General features: G+C 58.5%; 18 protein-coding genes. 4 read left to right on the top strand and 14 right to left on the bottom strand.

Going from position 1 to position 17988, the window contains the following annotated elements:
* On the bottom strand, nucleotides 1-178 hold a 178-nt coding region (locus tag FPZ61_RS14420), incomplete at its 3' end, for a transposase (RefSeq protein ID WP_185474880.1).
* Nucleotides 179-1103: 925 nt separating this feature from the next.
* On the opposite strand from FPZ61_RS14420, the gene FPZ61_RS14425 reads away from it, so the two are divergent.
* Nucleotides 1104-2804 carry a carbohydrate porin gene (locus FPZ61_RS14425; RefSeq protein ID WP_185467299.1) on the top strand — a complete coding sequence of 567 codons (1701 nt, stop codon included), beginning with the start codon at nucleotides 1104-1106 and terminating at the stop codon, nucleotides 2802-2804.
* Between the two features lie 905 nt (nucleotides 2805-3709).
* Here FPZ61_RS14425 and FPZ61_RS14430 read toward each other — a convergent pair.
* From FPZ61_RS14430 to FPZ61_RS14445, 4 genes are all read right to left on the bottom strand, one after another.
* On the bottom strand, nucleotides 3710-4114 hold the full coding sequence (locus FPZ61_RS14430) for a GFA family protein (protein ID WP_185467311.1): 405 nt from the start codon (nucleotides 4112-4114) through the stop codon (nucleotides 3710-3712).
* Nucleotides 4114-5379: an APC family permease gene (locus FPZ61_RS14435; protein WP_185474881.1), complete on the bottom strand. Its 1266-nt coding sequence runs from the start codon at nucleotides 5377-5379 to the stop codon at nucleotides 4114-4116. The genes FPZ61_RS14430 and FPZ61_RS14435 overlap by 1 nt, the downstream gene beginning before the upstream one ends.
* A 53-nt stretch (nucleotides 5380-5432) precedes the next feature.
* Nucleotides 5433-6521: a hypothetical protein gene (locus FPZ61_RS14440; RefSeq protein WP_185474882.1), complete on the bottom strand. Its 1089-nt coding sequence runs from the start codon at nucleotides 6519-6521 to the stop codon at nucleotides 5433-5435.
* A gap of 396 nt (nucleotides 6522-6917) precedes the next feature.
* Nucleotides 6918-7493, bottom strand: coding sequence for a mechanosensitive ion channel domain-containing protein (locus tag FPZ61_RS14445; protein ID WP_221630203.1), 576 nt, complete (start codon nucleotides 7491-7493; stop codon nucleotides 6918-6920).
* A 109-nt stretch (nucleotides 7494-7602) separates the two neighbouring features.
* On the opposite strand from FPZ61_RS14445, the gene FPZ61_RS14450 reads away from it, so the two are divergent.
* Complete coding sequence (locus FPZ61_RS14450; RefSeq protein ID WP_185474883.1) at nucleotides 7603-9270, top strand: alpha/beta hydrolase; 1668 nt, start codon at nucleotides 7603-7605, stop codon at nucleotides 9268-9270.
* Here FPZ61_RS14450 and FPZ61_RS15980 read toward each other — a convergent pair.
* Nucleotides 9251-9493 (bottom strand): hypothetical protein, encoded by a 243-nt coding sequence (locus FPZ61_RS15980; RefSeq protein ID WP_370593480.1) that lies wholly within the window; start codon nucleotides 9491-9493, stop codon nucleotides 9251-9253. The genes FPZ61_RS14450 and FPZ61_RS15980 overlap by 20 nt on opposite strands.
* 18 nt (nucleotides 9494-9511) lie before the next feature.
* Nucleotides 9512-10570, bottom strand: a complete 1059-nt coding sequence (locus tag FPZ61_RS14455) for a mechanosensitive ion channel domain-containing protein (protein WP_185467303.1) — start codon at nucleotides 10568-10570, stop codon at nucleotides 9512-9514.
* 324 nt (nucleotides 10571-10894) lie between these two features.
* Here FPZ61_RS14455 and FPZ61_RS14460 point away from each other — a divergent pair, with 324 nt between their 5' ends.
* Complete coding sequence (locus FPZ61_RS14460) at nucleotides 10895-11677, top strand: DDE-type integrase/transposase/recombinase (protein WP_255441670.1); 783 nt, start codon at nucleotides 10895-10897, stop codon at nucleotides 11675-11677.
* A gap of 143 nt (nucleotides 11678-11820) precedes the next feature.
* Here FPZ61_RS14460 and FPZ61_RS14465 read toward each other — a convergent pair whose 3' ends face one another.
* The 4 genes from FPZ61_RS14465 to FPZ61_RS14480 form a co-directional block, all read right to left on the bottom strand.
* The gene (locus FPZ61_RS14465) at nucleotides 11821-11997 is read right to left on the bottom strand and encodes a hypothetical protein (protein ID WP_185467304.1); all 177 of its coding nucleotides are present in this window, start codon (nucleotides 11995-11997) and stop codon (nucleotides 11821-11823) included.
* Nucleotides 11998-12288: 291 nt separating this feature from the next.
* Complete coding sequence (locus FPZ61_RS14470; protein ID WP_370594296.1) at nucleotides 12289-12702, bottom strand: DUF1651 domain-containing protein; 414 nt, start codon at nucleotides 12700-12702, stop codon at nucleotides 12289-12291.
* Nucleotides 12703-12963: 261 nt separating this feature from the next.
* Nucleotides 12964-13635, bottom strand: coding sequence for a response regulator transcription factor (locus FPZ61_RS14475; protein ID WP_185467305.1), 672 nt, complete (start codon nucleotides 13633-13635; stop codon nucleotides 12964-12966).
* Nucleotides 13632-14864 carry a sensor histidine kinase gene (locus FPZ61_RS14480; RefSeq protein WP_185467306.1) on the bottom strand — a complete coding sequence of 411 codons (1233 nt, stop codon included), beginning with the start codon at nucleotides 14862-14864 and terminating at the stop codon, nucleotides 13632-13634. The genes FPZ61_RS14475 and FPZ61_RS14480 overlap by 4 nt, the downstream gene beginning before the upstream one ends.
* Nucleotides 14865-15547: 683 nt before the next feature.
* Here FPZ61_RS14480 and FPZ61_RS14485 point away from each other — a divergent pair.
* A complete protein-coding gene (locus FPZ61_RS14485; RefSeq protein ID WP_185467307.1) occupies nucleotides 15548-16117 on the top strand; it encodes a hypothetical protein in 570 nt (189 codons plus the stop codon).
* A gap of 349 nt (nucleotides 16118-16466) precedes the next feature.
* On the opposite strand, the gene FPZ61_RS14490 is transcribed toward FPZ61_RS14485, so the two are convergent.
* The 3 genes from FPZ61_RS14490 to FPZ61_RS14500 all read right to left on the bottom strand — a co-directional run bounded on the left by FPZ61_RS14490 (nucleotide 16467) and on the right by FPZ61_RS14500 (nucleotide 17986).
* Nucleotides 16467-16787: a hypothetical protein gene (locus FPZ61_RS14490; protein WP_185467308.1), complete on the bottom strand. Its 321-nt coding sequence runs from the start codon at nucleotides 16785-16787 to the stop codon at nucleotides 16467-16469.
* Nucleotides 16788-17027, bottom strand: coding sequence for a DUF433 domain-containing protein (locus FPZ61_RS14495; protein WP_185467309.1), 240 nt, complete (start codon nucleotides 17025-17027; stop codon nucleotides 16788-16790).
* A 95-nt stretch (nucleotides 17028-17122) separates the two neighbouring features.
* Nucleotides 17123-17986 (bottom strand): RAD52 family DNA repair protein, encoded by an 864-nt coding sequence (locus tag FPZ61_RS14500; RefSeq protein WP_185467310.1) that lies wholly within the window; start codon nucleotides 17984-17986, stop codon nucleotides 17123-17125.
* Nucleotides 17987-17988: the final 2 nt, after the last annotated feature.

The raw sequence follows: 17988 nt of genomic DNA on the forward strand, positions 1-17988 counted from the left end.
CTCCGCCCTGGCCGCGGTCGATACGGGCCTGGCGGACCCAGCGGGCCAGGCTGCTGGAGGGAAGCCCCAACCGCTCGGCCACGGTGTTGCAGGAGAGGCCCTCCTGCAGACAGAGCTCCACGGCCTCCGCCTTCTGCTGCGCCGTGAACCGGCGCCGTGTTCTGGTGGGGTTGGTCATCGATGGACAGTCTGATGGTCATGGCATGACCCCTATCGACTTGTCCTCAAAACAGGGGGAACCCCATTCTCCCCTTGAGGGGATCGGAGGACGGTGCAGCGCTTGTCACAGATGGGGCAGCTCATGTAGGCGATCCACGCCGGCACCTGCCCCCGGTCTGCATGGCGCTCCGCTTGTGCTGGATCGTCCTCCCTGAGAAACCTCTCGGTGCTGGCTTGAAATCGCCGCCTCGCCGCCTCCATGGAGCTGCGGGGGCCAAAGGTGCCGCCGAAACGCTCGAGCCAATGGAGGCTGATCTCCACTGAGCGTGGCGGTTCCCCGAGGTGCAGCAGCGCCCGCTCCTGACCCGGCGCCACGAGAGGACGCACCATGCGCACGGTCAAGGTCTCCGGCTCATCCGGCCTGTAGCGGCGCCGCCCGCCAGGAGGTTTCGAGGCAGGCATCTTGTGTCCTTCTCGAACCGTCACCGAATTCTCGTCGGAGCTCTCAGCATCGCCGCACCCATGACAGAAACCGGGTCCAGCCCCAGGGCTGATTCAAAGTGTGTCGCAGGCGGTCTTGCCGCTCCTGTCAGCATCGGGCGAGGCCGGTGGAATCGCCTCCCGCTTGTGTCCGAAAGCGCCTCTGCCGCAACCGATCTTGACCTGATCAGCTACCTCAAGACGATCCCGGACTCGCAGATGCGGCCTATACAGGTTTCATGGAAACAGACCAATTTACGATACTAGCATGATGCAGCGTGGAGAGGCTCGGGTCATCCAAGTCAAAGCAAGACTCTGTGGCGTGCGGTGGGGTGATTGCGATGAGCCGAGAGTGGGGCAACTCGGAAAGTGGCTGGACGGCGTGTCGGCTTGACAGGAGACATGGCAGTGTTTCGATCTAAAGAAAAAATTCCGTGAAGGCTGCTCCTGTCCTGCTCCTGGCTATGGCTCTGGCTGAAGCGAATCCGGTATGGGCTGAAGAGCAGGACGTCCCCACCCTGGCGATAGCCGCCCCTGAGGTGGTTGAGGCCTCTGGCAGCCACGCCTGCACCGTAACCACAGCCAAGGGGTTCTGCCTGGAGACGATCACACACCCCCGTGGGCCTGTGCAGCCCCTCAGGAACGGGCCGAACGATGGCCGGGTGGGCCAGGCAATCGAGGGGAGTTGGAATGAACGGGCCTTTCCTGGCGACGCCCCGGCGGGCCTTCCACGCGGCCCTCTCGATCCACTGGCAGGGTTCGCGGGCTCGCAACCCCTGCTTATCACGGAGTCGAAATCCCGCGAGGCAGAGGCCGAAGCCGAGGAGGAGCAGCTGTTTGCCCTGGGGGCGCTGATCGGCACCTTCCACTCCAGTGAGTTTCCCTACGGCGCACCCAGCAGCGTGGATGATGCCGGCTTCTGGGGCAACACCCAGCTGCTGGGCGACTGGGGGGGGTTGCGAAAGAGCCTGGCTGAGAACGGAATTTTCATTGATCTCACCGCCACGACCTTTTATCAGAGCGTCAGCAACAGCACCAACCCCGGCGGCGACTGGCTGGAAACCGCGGCATTCAACATGACCATCTCCACGGAGGCCATGGGCCTGTGGCCGGGCGGCTTCATCCATGCCGGGGTGGATTCCAAGTTCGGTGATTCGGCGAATGTGCGAGCGGGCTCCTTCAGCCCGGTGAATTACTCGGCCACATTTCCGGTGCAGCAGGAGGGCGACTATGTTCTTCCGACAGAGTACTACCTGTTTCAGGAGCTTGGATCACCCAAGCTGGTGGCAATCCTGGGCAAGGCAACCGGCATCAATTTTGCAGACCTGAATATCTTTGCCTCGAATCGCAAATATCAGTTCAACAACACCGCGCTCAACAACAACATGATGCTCGGGGCATTCATTCCCTGGCAGTCAACCTGGTACGGCGGGCTTGTGTGGCAGGCAACGCCGTCCCTGCAGAGCGTCACCGTGGCGGTCGATCCGAATGGCTCGGCGGAGAACTTCGCCGACGACTTCTTCAAGGACGTGACCATTGCTCAGCAGTTCACCTATCGCTGGGGACAGACGGACCTCCCCGGCAGCCTGATCGTGGGCGGGCTGTGGTCGTCGAAAGAAAGTTTCGATTTTGCCGATCCTACCTCGTTCGCTGCGGATGGGGAAATTCGCTTCGGCGATGCCCTCAACAGCTCCGATGGAGGCTCCATGTTCTGGTTGACGTTCGATCAGTACTTCTACCGAGTGCCTGAGAACCGGCTCGATCCCGACCTCACCTTCTACACACCCCGCGGAGTGGGCGTGTTCGCACGCTTCGGTGCCGGACCGGACAGCTCCAACCTGATCCGACGCTTCGCCAGCCTGGGGATGGGAGGCAAGGGAATGATCTCCGGCCGGCCCTACGACGAATTCGGTTTCGGCTGGTACTACCTGGATTTCTCGCGGGGAACGGTGGAGAGTCTTCAGAACGTGAGCCGGATCAAGAGTCTGCTCACGGGCTCAGAGCCGAGGGACTTCGAGAATGAGCAGGGCGTGGAGTTCTACTACAACTTCGCCATCACACCGGCGATGCGGCTCACATTTGATGCTCAGTACATCTTCAACCCATTTCTCTCCTCCAATGATGGCTCATTGGTCATCGGCTCAAGGCTGCAGCTAGCCTTCTGATCATTACGCACATGGCCCCAAGTGTGTCATGCGCTTACAGAGAAAGGCGTTTGCGAAGACTTAGAAACAGGGCTTCGGCAATGAATTCACTTACTGTAAAGATGAGAACAACCACAGAAGCACTCCGGTGAGTACGACAGGTTTGTACAATCACCTGATGGAACAAAACCAGATTGCGAAGCAGAATATTGAGACCAAGAACCACCGCCTACGCGTGATGGGATTGATGCTCAAGAAAGGCACGACTCTGGTTATGACAGTCATCAACGCTCCTAGCTCGACGAAAAACAGAAAGGATCAGATGGTTCCTGAAATTCACTCGACTGCCCAGGGCAACTAGTGGTAATTTTTAGGGTGCGGTGCCACCTAGGTGTTGATGCTGCTGCTGACATGATCCTTTCGGTGGTGAGCACAAAAGACGACTTGCATGTGCTGAACATTCCGACCAATCATATCCATAGCGGGCAGGGAGCGATTTACGACGACTCTAGTCACACAGGCATGGAGAAGTGCGCGACATCTAAGGACTGCAGGGCTACTATCCGCATCGCCATGAGGCCTAGACAGCGCAGCTCACAAGCTGAAGATACTCATTGCCCTTGCCATTCTCTGAGTCGTTCGTGATCGCTCTTCAATAACATGTTGAGTGGCTAAATCAATGTGTCTTGCGAGCAGCAATGACCCGAAACAGGCAATTATATGCTAGATAGATTGACGGCTAGAGGCTTGAACTAGAACAATCTTGCAAGCAGCCAAACCAAAGGATGTTTCAGGATTATCTCATTGTTGAAAATATGAAGAAGCTTGCGCTACCTGAGATGCCATGATCAGAGTTTCTCATGATTCGATCGCGAAAGCATAAGATCTGGGACTCTATGTGCCTGGGTTCATCCCTTGGCAAGCGGTTACTGAGTCTCAAGTTTGGGGAGGGAATCGAGGGACCATGTCCAGGCATGGGCCGTACGGCAGAAGGTCTGAACTCTGGGAGGCAAGCTGCCGCGTTGGGTGACGGTGCCCCAACGAACGCCGAAGAACTTGGAGCCTGGCTCGGCGCCTGTGGAGCAGATGTGGGTGCCACAGTTCGGGCAGAACAGCATGGCATTCTGTTGGCCACTGGCCGATGTTTTGATGTAACGGCTCGGCTCTCCTTCGATCAGATGGAATCGGCCATCCACCGCGGGGACAAAACCACGAAAGGCGGAGCCTGAAAACGACTGACAATCCAGGCAGTGACAGATGCCAACGCGATCAGGATCGACGTCCGCTTCGTACTTGAGGTAGCCACAATGGCATTGCCCATCGATCTTCATCATTGAGGCACCCGCTGAATCATGCTTTCAATGATAAATGCTATCACCAGAAAAACGATGAAGACTCCCAGTGTGTGAGGTGCATGATTCAGCGTGTACACCATCCACACCGCGATCGCCAGCAGGCATGCGGCCACGCTAAGGACGATCCACACCCTTGTCATGCCACCTTTCTCAACCAGGCGCAGAGCTCCGAGGTTGACCAGGGTGTACACAAACAGCGACGTGGCACCGCCCAGGGAGGCGATCGTGCTGAGGGAGAAGACATTCAGCAGCAGGATCGCCACCGCAGCCGAAATCGTCAGCCCACGGGTGCTGGCGCCGATCTGCCGTTCGAAGCGTTGTGGCAGCTGCCGGCGGGTGGCGAGGGTGAAGGTGATGTTGGTCACGCCGAACAGGCCGCCGTTGAGGCAGGTGATGGTGGAGAGCACCGCACTGATCAGCAGCAGCTTGAAGCCCACCTCGCCGAAGATCGAGCGCGCCGCGATCGGCAACAGGTTCGCCCCACTCGACACCAGCTGACCTTCAGTCACCACACCGGTGATCGCCAGGGCCAGGGCGATGTAGAGCACCATCACAATGCCGATCGCCCCCACCATCGCCCGCGGCAGATCACGGGCCGGGTTTCTCATGCGTTCGGTGGCGTTGCTGATCGTGGCAAAACCGGTGAAGGCGAAGAAGGTGAGAGCCAGACTGCCCAGCACTTCACCGCCACCGGGCCAGGTGCCAGGCGACAGGCGGGCGGGGTCGCCATAGCGAACCAGGGCAAATGTGAACCCGCTGAGCAGGAGCAGGTTGGCGAGCACCACCTTGCGTTGGATCTGGGCCACCAGATTGGTGCCGATCAATGACAGCAGCGAGAGGGCCAGGATCAGGCCACTCCCCAGGAGCCGCTCCCAGACGGAGAGCTGGGTGTCGATACCGAGCAGCGCCGCCAGGAAAGTCCCGAAGGCCAGGGCGATCATCGCCATGCCGATCAGCTGGGCGATGTAGAAGAGGATCGAGAAGGTGCCGGAGAAACGACTGGCGCCATAGGCGTGGGCCAGATAGTCCACCACGCCGCCGCGGGACGGATAGCGGATGCCGAGCTGCACGAAGGAATGGCCGGTGAGCAGGGCGATGATCCCGGCGCCCGCAAAGGAGATCCACACGCCGCTGCCTGCCAGGGCCGCCGCCTCGCCCATCAGGGCGAAGATGCCGGCGCCCACCATCGACCCCACTCCCAGGGCAATGAGAGCGGGAATGGAGGCATGCGAATCATCCAAGCCGCTCCTTTTCATTCGAGCACCTCAGGGAAGGGTGGTTGTTTCAGAAAGGCTCACAGATCACTGGGCCAATGCTTGGGCTTCTCCACCAATGGTGGCCGTGGCGTTGTGCGCTTGGTCAGGCCGTTCTGCCGCAGCCTCCAGAAGAACTGATCAAAACGGTCGCCGCCAAAGAAGGGCTCGCCATTGATGACCATGAGGGGCACACCACCATGGCCTGTTTTTGCCATACCTTCGGCATTGTCGATCCAGCACTGGTCGATTTCCTCGGGATTCTTGCGGATGTACGCAATCGCTTCGTCGTGATCGAGGCCCTCGACCCGATTCATGGTCTCCGCCACGTAGTTCGGCCAGTGCCCCTTCCGGTGATCGGCTTTGGCTTCCGGGTTGGTCGGGTGAACGATGCCGCTCCAGATCAGGGGGGAGACCTGGTTGATAAATTCAAGCGCCAGTCCTTTTTTTTCGGCGTAGCAGGCAAGACGCGTCACCCAAAAGATGTAGGGCTGCTTCTCCGGTGGATGGGTGAACAACCAATTGTCTGGGCCCGGAACCTTGTTGCCTGGATTCCATACCTGCCAGATGGGGTCGGGCACCGGGTACTTGAACGGTACCCCCAGGAACTGACCTTGTCGTGGAGCATCCCAAGCCCCATCCGGGACTTTGTAAGCAAGACCAAACAGGCCGCCGGCCTTACCCTTGCCACCTTTGGTGGATCGTACGGCCACGGGTAGGACGGGCCGAATATTGACATTGACGTTGTAGTTGGAGTTTAAATAGACGAGCCGTGACAGCACAAGGTAGCTGTAGGGACTGCGCATCGACCAGAAGACGTCGACTTCCAGCGGGTCGCTTTCTGTGACGGGTCGCGTCCGAGGCGTGGGTACGCCGACTTTCCTGGGCGTGTAGATATAGTCGTTGAAATGAGTCCACAAGAACGCATCTTGATTCATCTTCGGATCATTCGTCACCGGCATGGGTGGCAAGTCCGGAACGGCAGGATCGTTGGGCCACGTGGTATCAAGGCTTGAATTCAGCTCATCCATGAGCTGGGGCGTGATCTTCGGGAATTCCTGCGCAGTGGTATGGATCGGGATGCCAACGCTAAGAGCCGCGAAAAAGAAGGCGAGGCTTTGCTTAAGCATTGATTTTGGTGTCTTTATCTGCATAGCATGACATCTATTGATGCCTGCGCGCCACGAGTCGCGTGGCTGGAGCGCGCAATAGTAATTATATTTAACCTAAAAACGCTGGCTAGCTCGGTACCTGCCGATCTAAAATCGCCTCAGGAAGCATTCGGCCCTCGGCTGGCGCCCACCTCAGCAGCGACTCAGAGAGCTGCTCTGCTGAACACGTGTTGAGACACAACATATAGTGGCCGCAGCAGCGGCTGCCGCGAGCGACTTGAACAGAAGCCTGCATACCATGTCGATACATTCCGATATCCCGATGGCACCTTAAATGCAAGGATCAGAATGGCCTCGAGCAGCATCAGCGACATATCGTTCAAGATCTGATCTAGACATCCTTGCATCATTAAATTATTCTCTATGCTCTCCGAAGCTGGGTTGCATCCCCATCGCCTGATGAATGACTCTCTGGGGAAAAGGAATCTCAATATCGTTGGCTGCGAAACATTTCCATACAGCAGCAGAAACAGCAGTGCTTACTGACAGATTATCCATTGGGTTAGATACATAGTATCGGACGCTGTAATCAATCGAGGAACTCGAATAGCATGCTATGAAGACAGACGGAGAAGGCTCCTGCAACACGCTCTGCACTGAGTGGACAGTGGTAAGCAGCAACTCCATTACTGTTGCAGGATCATGACGGTAGGCTGCAGATACAATAACCTCTCCACGGCGCAACTGGTCTGAACCTGTGAACGTGGTGGTTGTCGTGGTGAAGAAGATCTGGTTTGGAACCACCAGTTCAGCATTATCACGCTGGCGCCATAACACGGAGGCTCTTAGACCAAGGCTACGAACTTTGCAGGGGTCTCCTTCTAGGAATAGAATATCTCCAGGGCGGACCGACCCCTCAAAGAGTAACCAGAGCCCGCTTACAAAGTTTGAGATTAATTCTCGAACACCAAAGCCAACACCAATCGACAATCCACCGGCGATGGCTGCTAAGACTTCGTTTTAGCTTCATCACTTCCCCCCGCCGCTAAATTGTATCGGGACACGCAGTGTACAATATTCGGGAATGGTCTGGCACAGTATGCCCTTTCATCGCTCGCTCCGCTGGTCCACCATTGCTGTCACAGCGGGGTTATCAGCCGGCGTGATCAGCCCGATCCTGATGGGCAGCCCAGCACTGGCGGCAGGCACACTGTTCTTTACCTATGGGCCGTTCGAGCGCACTCTCCAGGTGCAGTCGCTCGAAGCCTTTGCCGCTACCGGCAAAGTCAATGAGGACTTGCGGCTGCTCGTGCGTGGCAACGATCCAGAAAAGCAGAAAAAGATGCGGGAGGCACTCGTCTTTCGCGCTGATGTTGAGCCGATACTGGTCTCACGCTTTTTCAACAGCAACATTGGCGAGGACGTGCTCAAACTGCTGGGCAAAAACATCACCATGAAAAATGGAGCCAACGGTGCACTTGCCATCAGGGGTGCGTTGGTGGCGGCCGCCTTCGATAAGGACGGTCTCTCCTTGCTCAACGTGATGAAGAAGTTGCCGGTGAACATCTCCTTCAATGGCCAGCGGATTGCCAGTGTCACCAGAGAAGCCGAATTGCTGATCAAAGGAACCGAAACGCTAATCAGCCTCATGCGTGACCTCACGGACATCGAGGCCCAGGCTGCCAGCCCCGTGGACTTTGCCAAGTTGAAGAATCCAGGCGCACCTGGAAAGTACGGGGTCGAAAAAGATATCTGGAATCTTGTCGATACCAGCCGACAGCGGAAATTCTACGTTGAGGTCTACAAACCAAAGGAGCTGATAGAGAGCAACGTCCCCGTAATCGTTTTTTCCCACGGCCTTTCTTCCCAGCCGAAAGACTATGCCGTGGGCCTCAGGCATCTGGCCTCCCATGGCTATGTCGTTGCCGCTCCCCAGCACCCAGGCAGCGACAGTACCTGGGTGAAAGGACTGATCAACGGCACGAACAAGGATGTCTTCGATGTCAATGAATTCATCAATCGCCCGAAGGACCTCTCCTATGTGATGGACGAGCTGGAGCGGCGCAATGATGAATCCTTCCAGGGACGGCTGGTGTTGGACAACATCGGCGTGGCCGGTCATTCCTTCGGTGGCTATACAGCTCTGGCCGTAGGCGGAGCGAAGATCGACTTCGACTACCTAAAGACTGAATGCAACAGAAGCTTTGCGGCGATTGATGTGTCCCTGCTTCTCGAGTGCCAGGCCCTGGAGTTGCCCAGGACAGCCTACAGCTTCAAAGACAACCGAGTCACCAGCATCCTTGGATACAATCCGGTGAATCGCAGTTTGTTTGGTCCCAAAGGGATCGCGGCCATCCCTCTTCCCACCATGTTCATTTCAGGCAGTTATGATCCGGCTGCCCCACCAGCACGTCAACAGGCCGCCAGCTTCACCTGGCTCACGAACCCAAACAAATACTGGATGATGGTGGAAGGGCAGGCCCATGTGAACTTCGACAATATCGATCCAGGCATCAAGACCTCGATTGAGTCAGTGACGCACTTGGCTTTGCCCAACGAGCAACTGATTCAAGACTACGTCAAGTCGATGATGACCCCATTCTTCAATGTATATGTGAAACAGGATCCACGTTACAAAGAATTTCTGCAGTCATCCTATGCAGAATATCTGAGCGAAGGGCAGGATTTCAGGCTTGATTTCATCACAGCAGCCTCCTCACCTGCCATGGAAAAGGCCATCGCTGATTTCAGGAAAAAGTATCGCTAAAGGTTGGCATGCTGGCCAACTCCACGGAACCATCAGGCATTGTCAGTTTGTTTCCATTGCCAATTGCTGAGTAGTGGGGTGATGTGATTTCAATTCCCGCCCTGGCGCAACGGTCCTGCACGTTCTCCAGCAACTCCGAATAGATTCGGGGGATGTTCTCAGGGTTGTGGATAAACACTTTCAGTGTGTAGCTTACGAAGGAATCCTCGAGGCTGGTCTGCAGGACAAATGGGGAACGATCTTACAGAATGTCATCGGTACCCAAGGCGGCTGAGACCAACACCTGATGGTCCTGTCTCCATGGCACGTCATAGCCCAAGGTGATGCCTGTCTGCAAGGCCAGGGGAGAGTGGAGATCGCGAATGATCGCCGAATAGTTGACAATGGTTTTCGATTGAAGGCTGCCCCTGGGAACGGTCATGATCTCTCCATTCAGGGAGCGTATCTGGGTAGCCAGAAACGACGGCTCATGCACAAATCCTTTGAAACCCTCAAAACCGATCAGAGCGTCTTTCTTGAACGCTCTTGAGAAAATGATCACATAACCAGAGATCAGGCTGCTGACGGTTCCCGCTCCGCCATCGGTGAGCAGGGCACCAAGCAGAATTCCAAGACCCTGAAAGGCGGGAGATGCAGTCCCTGGAAGATAACTGTAGATGATTGCAAGGGAGGCTGCCCACACCAATAACGACAAGAGATGGCGTGTCGGCCTGGTCCATTCCCGATAGAAACCTGGCAGCAACACGGTCCCAGACTCAATAGCATCAAAAATCAGTTTCAGGATCTTGAGAACAAAGCGAGCCAATAGAACCACCACAATAATGGTAAAAAGGCTGGGCAGGTAATTGATGAATGCGGTGCCAGCCAGGCTGAGGTGGCGAAGAACGAAACCAATCACGAAGCGATTAATCTGCCGAGATTGTGGAAAGAAGAAGCCGATGATTAGGAAGTAGCCAAACAAGAGGCTGAGCAACACCACCCAGCGCAACAATGCCAATACTCTTTTGAGGATGAACAGCTCTGTTTCGACGGTAATAATGTCAAGATTCCTAAAGCCAATCGGCCGCGCCCTTGTTCCAAACCACAGATGCAGTCGCCTCCAGAATATTGTCGCCATTCGATTCATGATAACAAACCACATAAAGAAGATGAACGTTGCAACAAGAACCCCTGCAACCCTGAAAAGCAGACGCTTTTGACGATGCTCGTTGCGACAGCCTTTGATCCCATCCTTGATGATCGTCAGCCGGTCATTAGCCAGCTGATTCAACGGGAGCTGGGCGATCTCCGCATCGCCCACTGGTCACGGCGAGAATCAAGTGACTTTGCTCATCACCCAGTTCCTGGTAGATGATGATCACCTCTCGATTCGGACGGGCTTGGATGGTGTCAAGGGGCAGTCTTTGATCTCTGGCGATGCGCTCGATCTCCTGGCTGGCGATCTGGGCACGTTGTGAGGCATCCATGGTGGGCGTGGAGGCCTCGATCCTGAACAGGGTGTTCTGCCCGAGAACGACGGGATAGCCACTGGCTTCGGTAGGTTTCGCCGGCGGCTTAGTCGGTGTCCCAGGTTGCCCGGTGTCAACTACGTAGGCGGCCGCCTACCTAATCGTCGCCGTGCAGCCTGCGCACCGCCTACAAGTGGCTGGGCCGGTTCCGTGAAGGAGGTCCAGCGGCACTGGCGGATCGACGGAGCGTTCGCCGCAGCCAACGGCGGACGCTCGATCCGCAGCGACTGCAGCACGCTGTGGACCTACCGCACCAGCGCTGCACCCTGCGCCGCATCGCCCGTTCGCTACAGGCGCCCCTCTCCACCGTGGGCAGGGTGCTCAAGGCGCTCGGCCTGGGCCGTCTCCGGAACCTGGAGCCCAGGCCACCGGTGCGCCGCTACCAGTGGCAGCGGCCCGGCGAGATGATCCACGTCGACACCAAACAGCTGGCGCGGTTCGGCCAGGTGGGGCACCGAATCACCGGCGATCGGCGGCTGAGCTCCTCCCGTGGTGCCGGCTATGAGAAGGTCCACGTGGCCATTGATGACGCCACCCGGCTGGCCTACGTCGAGGTGCTCCCCGACGAGAAGAAGGCCACCACCGTGGGCTTTCTGGCCCGGGCAGTGGGCTGGTTCTCCGATCAGGTCATCACCGGCAAGCGGATCCTCTCGGCCAACGGTTCGGCCTACCGATCCGGCGAGTGGCGAAAAGCCTGCAAGGCCCTGGATCTCAAGCCGATCCGCACCAGGCCGAACACACCCCGCACCAATGGCAAGGCGGAGCGATTCATCCGCACCCGGATGGTGTCGCCATCGCCAACGGAGATCACGGTGGCCTCAGGACTGGCACCGGCCGGCGCCTGGGCCATGGCCATCGGCAGCAGGGCCAGCGCGACAGCCAAGGCTCTGGCGGCGTGAACACGTCGGGCCATGGATCGACTCTGCCTGAGTCGATCTTTCATGCAGTTCCTGCATAACTGGCAGGGTCCGCCAGGGCTGCCGCTGGGATGTACGGCCCGGCACTGACTGCCGGGCCTGCTGCCCTGGTTTGGGACGGCGCTTCAGAGCACCTGCACCCGGGCCTGGGCGCCGAGCACCCGCTGCTGATTGGCCGCAAGGATCAGGGCTTCTGCTCTGGGCTCAAAGTGAGGCTGGGCAGTGATGTGCCCACTGGCTTCGAAGAAGCCTGGCGGCTTGGTGATCGAGGAAGAGCACCCGCAGCAGCTGGCCTGCGGCATCCAGCAGGTGCACCGAGATGATGCGGATCGGGCAGTGCCGCACAGCAGCTGGGCGAACGGGCTGGAGCGGGAGGGACAGGAGGGTGGCGGCCATGGCTGTGCTGGCGAACGACACCGCCGTCACGCCCCGGCGCCGCCAGCGCCGCGCAAGGGTCGCGTAGCGACTCGCGTTCAGCCCTTGCGCGGTGCAGGTGGTGGGGCAGGCCGGGTGACGTGATCGCCAGTGCCCTGCCGGCAGACTTCCCCTCCTCGCTCTCCTGTTGCGCTGGGCGATCTGCGCGCCAGAGAGCATCAACGGGGTAGCAGAGCCGGTGGCGGCGTCCACTGGGGCGGGCAGACCTGCCAACCCGCCTTCCGCTTCTCGGCCCAGAGCTTGATCGCTTCCTCGCGGGTGATCTCCTTGCGGCACTTAAGCAGCGGCGCCTGGCCGGGGATCAGTTCGCCGGTGGTGAGCTCCAGGGCCTGGGAGTAACGGCTGTAGCGAACCGGGTTGAAGTGCAGCACCTGGCGGCCATCGCTGAGCCAACCCTCCTGGGGGGAAAGCGGCGGCCGATTGGCGGTGACAGTGCTGAGGTTCGATGGTAGCTTATTTTGCTTCCGGCCCCAGCCCAGCTGGCGCACCATGATGTCGGTCCAGCCCTGGCAGCGGCTGGTGAGGTGCTCGCCATGGGCGATCAGGCCTTGGTGCAGCTGGCAGGTGAGCACCAGTATGCAGTTCACTCCCGCGTGGTGCCGGAACCAGTGGCAGTGACGTGACCCGGCCCAGTCTGGCCGGCTGAAGACTCTCATTCACCATGGACCGATGACTTGGGTCCACGTCACAGTGGTTAACCAGCTGAGCTGCCCCGCCCCCCGAGTGGGCCATGCTCAGCGTGATCTCCGAATTGATGCTGCAGGAGTCCCACGCCAACGGAGGCACAGTGGTGGGACTCTCAACGATTCTGGGCTCACTGGGCCTCATTTCCATCAGGAGCATTCCGGTTGCGGAGATGGCGGCAAGGATGCGGCCAGCAGCGCAGCCTGCGTGCGATCACGCAACCCCAGGCGGCTCAGAAGACTCGTCACATGGTTTTTGACCGTTCCCTCGGAAAGAAACAGCGCTCGGGCGATCTCGCGGTTGCTTGCGCCCTGGCCAATCAGAGCCAGCACCTCGCGCTCACGAGGGGTCAGTTCATGGATACCAGTTGGCACATCCCCCATAGCTGGAGGTAACTGGTGCTTCATCATCTTTTTCAGAATGCCTGGACCGAATTGTGAGTAGCCCCGATGTACGGTCCGAATTGCCTGAGCCACCTCCTCCGATGGTGTGTCTTTGAGCAGATAGCCAGCGGCACCTGCCTGCACAGCCTGCCGCACCAGTTCATCATCCTCGAAGGTTGTCAGCACCAGCACCTTCATGCTGGGGAACTGCCGCATCAGCTCGCAGGTTGCCGCAACTCCGTCCATCACAGGCATGCGGATATCCATCAGCACGACATCGACACTGTTGGGGGTCGTCATCAGACGCTGCGCGGTGGCCACGGCTTCACGGCCATGGATGGCCTCACCAACGATTTCTATATCCTCTTGGAGCGAGAGGAGCGCCTTGAGGCCCTGGCGCATGATGGCTTGATCGTCTACCAGCAGAACGTGAATCATGTCAACTCTCTGTCTAGGGGAAACCAGACGCTCAGCGTGGAGCCTTCTCCGGGAGCCGTGATCAGGCGCAGCTGCCCCCCCTCCGCCTCCGCCCGTTCCCGGATGCCCCGCAGGCCAAAGCCGGTGCTGTTGTGATGGGGATGAAAGCCTACGCCATTGTCCTCGATGGTGATCGCCAGCTGTGCTGGCTCCGATGAGGCCTGGATGGTGATCCTGACATGATCAGCCCGCGCATATTTACTGATGTTCGTGAGACCCTCCTGAACGATGCGGTACACCGTAAGGTTCACCGATTCAGGCAGGGGAGGACAATCCACAGCAACCTGCGGAAGGATACCGGTCGTCTCCACAAATCGCCGGATGAGAAGGTCGATCTCGCTGCTCAGATCCTTCCGTAAATCATCAGTTTGACGCAATGTGGCTACAGCCTGACGCGCCTCCCCCAGGGCAGTTGATCCCATCATCTTGGCCTGAGTGACAAAGTTCCTCGCCTGTTCGGGATTGGCCTCCCAGAGTTTCAGAGCCCCCTCCAGCTGGATATTTAATCCGCTCAGGGCATGGCCCAGGGAATCATGAATATCCCGGGCAATACGGCTTCGCTCTCGGCCCATGGCCAGGATCTCGATCTGAGCGGCGGATTCCTTCAGCTTCTGATTGACCATCTTTAGCTCCTCACCCCGCTGCCGTTCCGCGATCAGGGCATTCATCAACATGAGAAGAAACACGAGCACCAGTGAGAACATCACCACCAGATTGAGGCGAATACCACTGAGTTGGGGCAGCAAGACCTCATTGGCGCGGGGTGGCAATGACCTTCCCAGCGATTGGAGCTGAGATTGCACCATGATCAAAAAGACGACAAATGTCCCACTGGTGACCAACACGCGCCCCAGCATGTGAAACATCAGGGAACTTCGTAACACAAGGACGATTTGAAGCAATGGGAACAGCCGTAAGCCCACCGTGCTCCATCGGGCGGCGAGAAGAATCAAAATCACCTGCAGGATGAAGTGGGCTATCTTCACTCCCTGCGGCCTAAGTGGCAGCCAAATTCCCATCACCCCGAACAACAGAACAATCGCCTGTGCGGCAGCTGGGAACCCAGCGCTCCTGCGCAACAGGGTGGGGGAAAACTCACTCCACAACGCGATGGCCAACAGGGCCCACTCCGACACCAGCAGAAAGGGGAAGGGATGGGAACCCAAACGAATCGCACGAATCGGCACCATGGGATGGGATACGGACGGGGCTGCTTAAGCCAAACCTAGAGACGCATGCAAGGAACATGACCAAAGTCACGGTCAGATCATGACCTTCGTCTCTTTGAACGGTCATCGCCGCTGCGTAAGGTTCATTTGTTTCCGTACCCTGCTCGATGGCAGGCATCACCATGAAACGCTCGCTTCAACTTGCATTCCTTGGGCTGGCAGCCACAATCACTCTTGCTGGGGCTCCATGTGTCATCCCCTCGGCTAGGGCCCAAAGCGCTCCACAGCTCGAGACACTCGACTTGACCTCAGCACAACAGACTCAGCTAAGAAAGCTACGCGAGGATCTACGTCAAAGTCTCGCTGGCATCCTGACAGACCAACAATATGTCCAATTTCAGAACGCCTTCAAGACTTCGAACCACATCCCCACGGCGATGGCAGCGGTCGATAGTCTATCGCTCCGGCAGAAAGTCAGGGTACGTTCAGCTCTGAAAGAGTTTGAACGGGAACTCAGTACTGTTCTTTCAAAAGAGCAGATGGCGGAGTTGCGATCGAGTCGGGAGATGGGTTCCCGGAAACCCCGCTAGATCCAGCCATGCTCCCCAACGGGACTTGAGCACAGGCGACCACTTGCAGCCAATGCCTGTTTTTCTCCCTTTGCTGCGAAGTGCGAACAAAACCAACATCACCTGGGAACAGCCATGAATGCCACAACCTCTTTTGACGCCAGACAAGCGCAGCGTGTGGAGAGATTTCTGCAACTGGTGAACTGGGCGGGTCATCGCCTGGGGACTGACGGACCGCCGCTTGTGGACATGTCTGTCTTGCGTTCCTTGCCACAAGGAACCCTGGGTCATGCCTGGGTCCATCATCTCGATGACACCGGCCTCGAGCCATTCGGCAGCGGGTCGCGCCGCCTGCAGCTCCATGATGGCCTGCACGTGCTAACGGGCTATGGCACGGATCCCATTGGAGAAGCTGAAGTGCAGGCGTTCCTGATGGGAGCGAAACTTCGCCCCGTCCATGGTCTTCTGCTACTGGGATTGTTGCGTATGATTATTCGCCAGCGACGATGCAAGAGGATCCTATTGAATAGGGCTGAGATACGATTGAGGCTCCTGAATGCCTATAGCAGGGGACGTAACTCTGATTTTGATCCGGACACCTGGCAACCTGAGAAGCAATGGCAGGATTCCCTCACCGATGTTCAGGCTGCATTGGGGATCCACCGCGTAGTTGAGGAGGTTGCGTACCACTCGCTGACGCCATGAGCATGTACCCGAGGCATCAGCACAGGCATCGAATCCAGATGCCTTCTCCCTTGGTCGTCACTCGTCTTGTTTGCATTGCGGCTTTGAGCGTTGCAGCTCTGCTTGCCTCCGACTCCGATGCATCCCACGGTTCCCGACTATTTCAGGCTCCACCTGAGGGGGGCTTGTCTGCGATCAGTCCCGGCTTCTACCGCGTCTGATGACACACTCCGATCGACTTCCGTCGCTTTTGGGTGGATGGAGCATCATGCGACCTCGAAGGCGTTCGTGACAGCCTTACTCTTTGAACTCAGGGCCATGGCTGATCATCGGCCTGTCGCTGCTGTGCTGGTTGTTGCAGCGCTGTGGCTCAGGGAATGGGGATCTCCCGATAGTCACCTGCTTTGATGGCGGCGATCGCGGCCTGGGTTTCACCGGTGACCTGGCGAATTCGCGGCCGGCTGGTGGTGGTCAGCACCAGGATTGCGATGATGAGGCTTTGGAGATTCTGCTGGTAGCGGAGGTTGGTGTCGGTGGTGATCAACAGCTCATAGCCCTCCTGCTCCGCAGGGCGGATTAGCTCCCCGTTTGTGACGGTGGACCAGCCCAGCTCATAGGCCGTGGCCACGACGTGGCCGTCCAGCGCCCGGCGAAGGGGAACTGGCGTTCCCTGGTCAAACAGGATCCGCACTCAGGCCACGGCAGCTGCCGTACTCCGGGCGGCATGCTCCAGCACCGAGCGGGCTTGCTCCTGCGTCACTCCAGGGAAAAGCTCCACAAATTCAGCCAGGGAGATGCCGTCTTCCAGGTTCTCGAACAGAGCAGCCACCGGGATTCGCGTGCCGCGGAACACCCAGGCTGCACTGACGCGCTGGGGATCGCGCTCCACCGCCGTGCAGCCAGCCCAGCCAAGTTCGGGTTGCGTGCTCATGGCCCCATCCTGGCCGACTTTTGAACGGTTGATCGCCACATGGGATGGTGCTGCTTTGTTGAACGCACCTATCGGTGCTGTCTTGGCAGGCGCACCTATCGGTGCGACACCAGGAACGTCTCAATCCAGTCGTGATGCCTGCGCTGGCAGATGCGATCGGCGATCGAGTGGGCTTCTGCCGGCACCTGAAAGCGCTTGCGAAAGGCCTTGCTGAAGCCCTCAAGCACAGGAGCGGGCAGGGCCCGGATGGTGGCGTGCAGCTGACGAATGGTGGCTGGATCGAGAGGGGTCAGGCCGGGATCCGGTTGCGGCCTGGCTGTTGCAATAGCTGGAGCAGCTTGAGCCGTTGCAGCTTCGGGTGGCTCAGTTTTTGATGTCGCCTCGCTCTGGGCCTCCTGCGTGGATGGGGCTCGGTGCTGAGCCGGAGCCAACGTCGTGGGAACCACCCGCAACGCCGTGGGCCGGGCCGCTGGCTGGTTGGCGGGACGAGCACCGCCCCCACCAGCAGCCCCGGTCACCTCCCGCTGCTGCTTGTCGTAAAGCGCCAGACCGAAGGGATTGCCAAAAGTCATCAGCGCCCGCTTCATGGCATCGGTTTCCGCCTCTTTGAGGGCGGATTCATGGGCCTGGCCCAGGTCGGTGTCGATGCCGTGGCCGGCCCCGCAGCCCTCGCGGATCAACTGGGCACCGGTGCCCTCGCCGACGGTGATGCGCATGCGGGCGGTGTAGGTGACGCACCAGCCGGGGCGTTGGTCTCGGCTCGTGCCTCTGGCAGCGATGGTGCGCTCGCTCTGGTTGACGCAGCGGAGGGTGACGAATTGACGCTGCCAGCCGTCAAAGCCAAAGATCCGGTTGGCTTCCGCGATCACCTGCCACCCCTCCAGATAGCTGACGGAGCTGCGGCCTTGCTCCCGCTGGCGCACCTTGGCGCGATCCAGTGGAGCGGAGAGGGCAGTGATCT

Origin of the sequence: Synechococcus sp. BSA11S (assembly GCF_014224355.1) — a bacterium.
Taxonomy (GTDB): Bacteria; Cyanobacteriota; Cyanobacteriia; order PCC-6307; family Cyanobiaceae; genus Regnicoccus_A.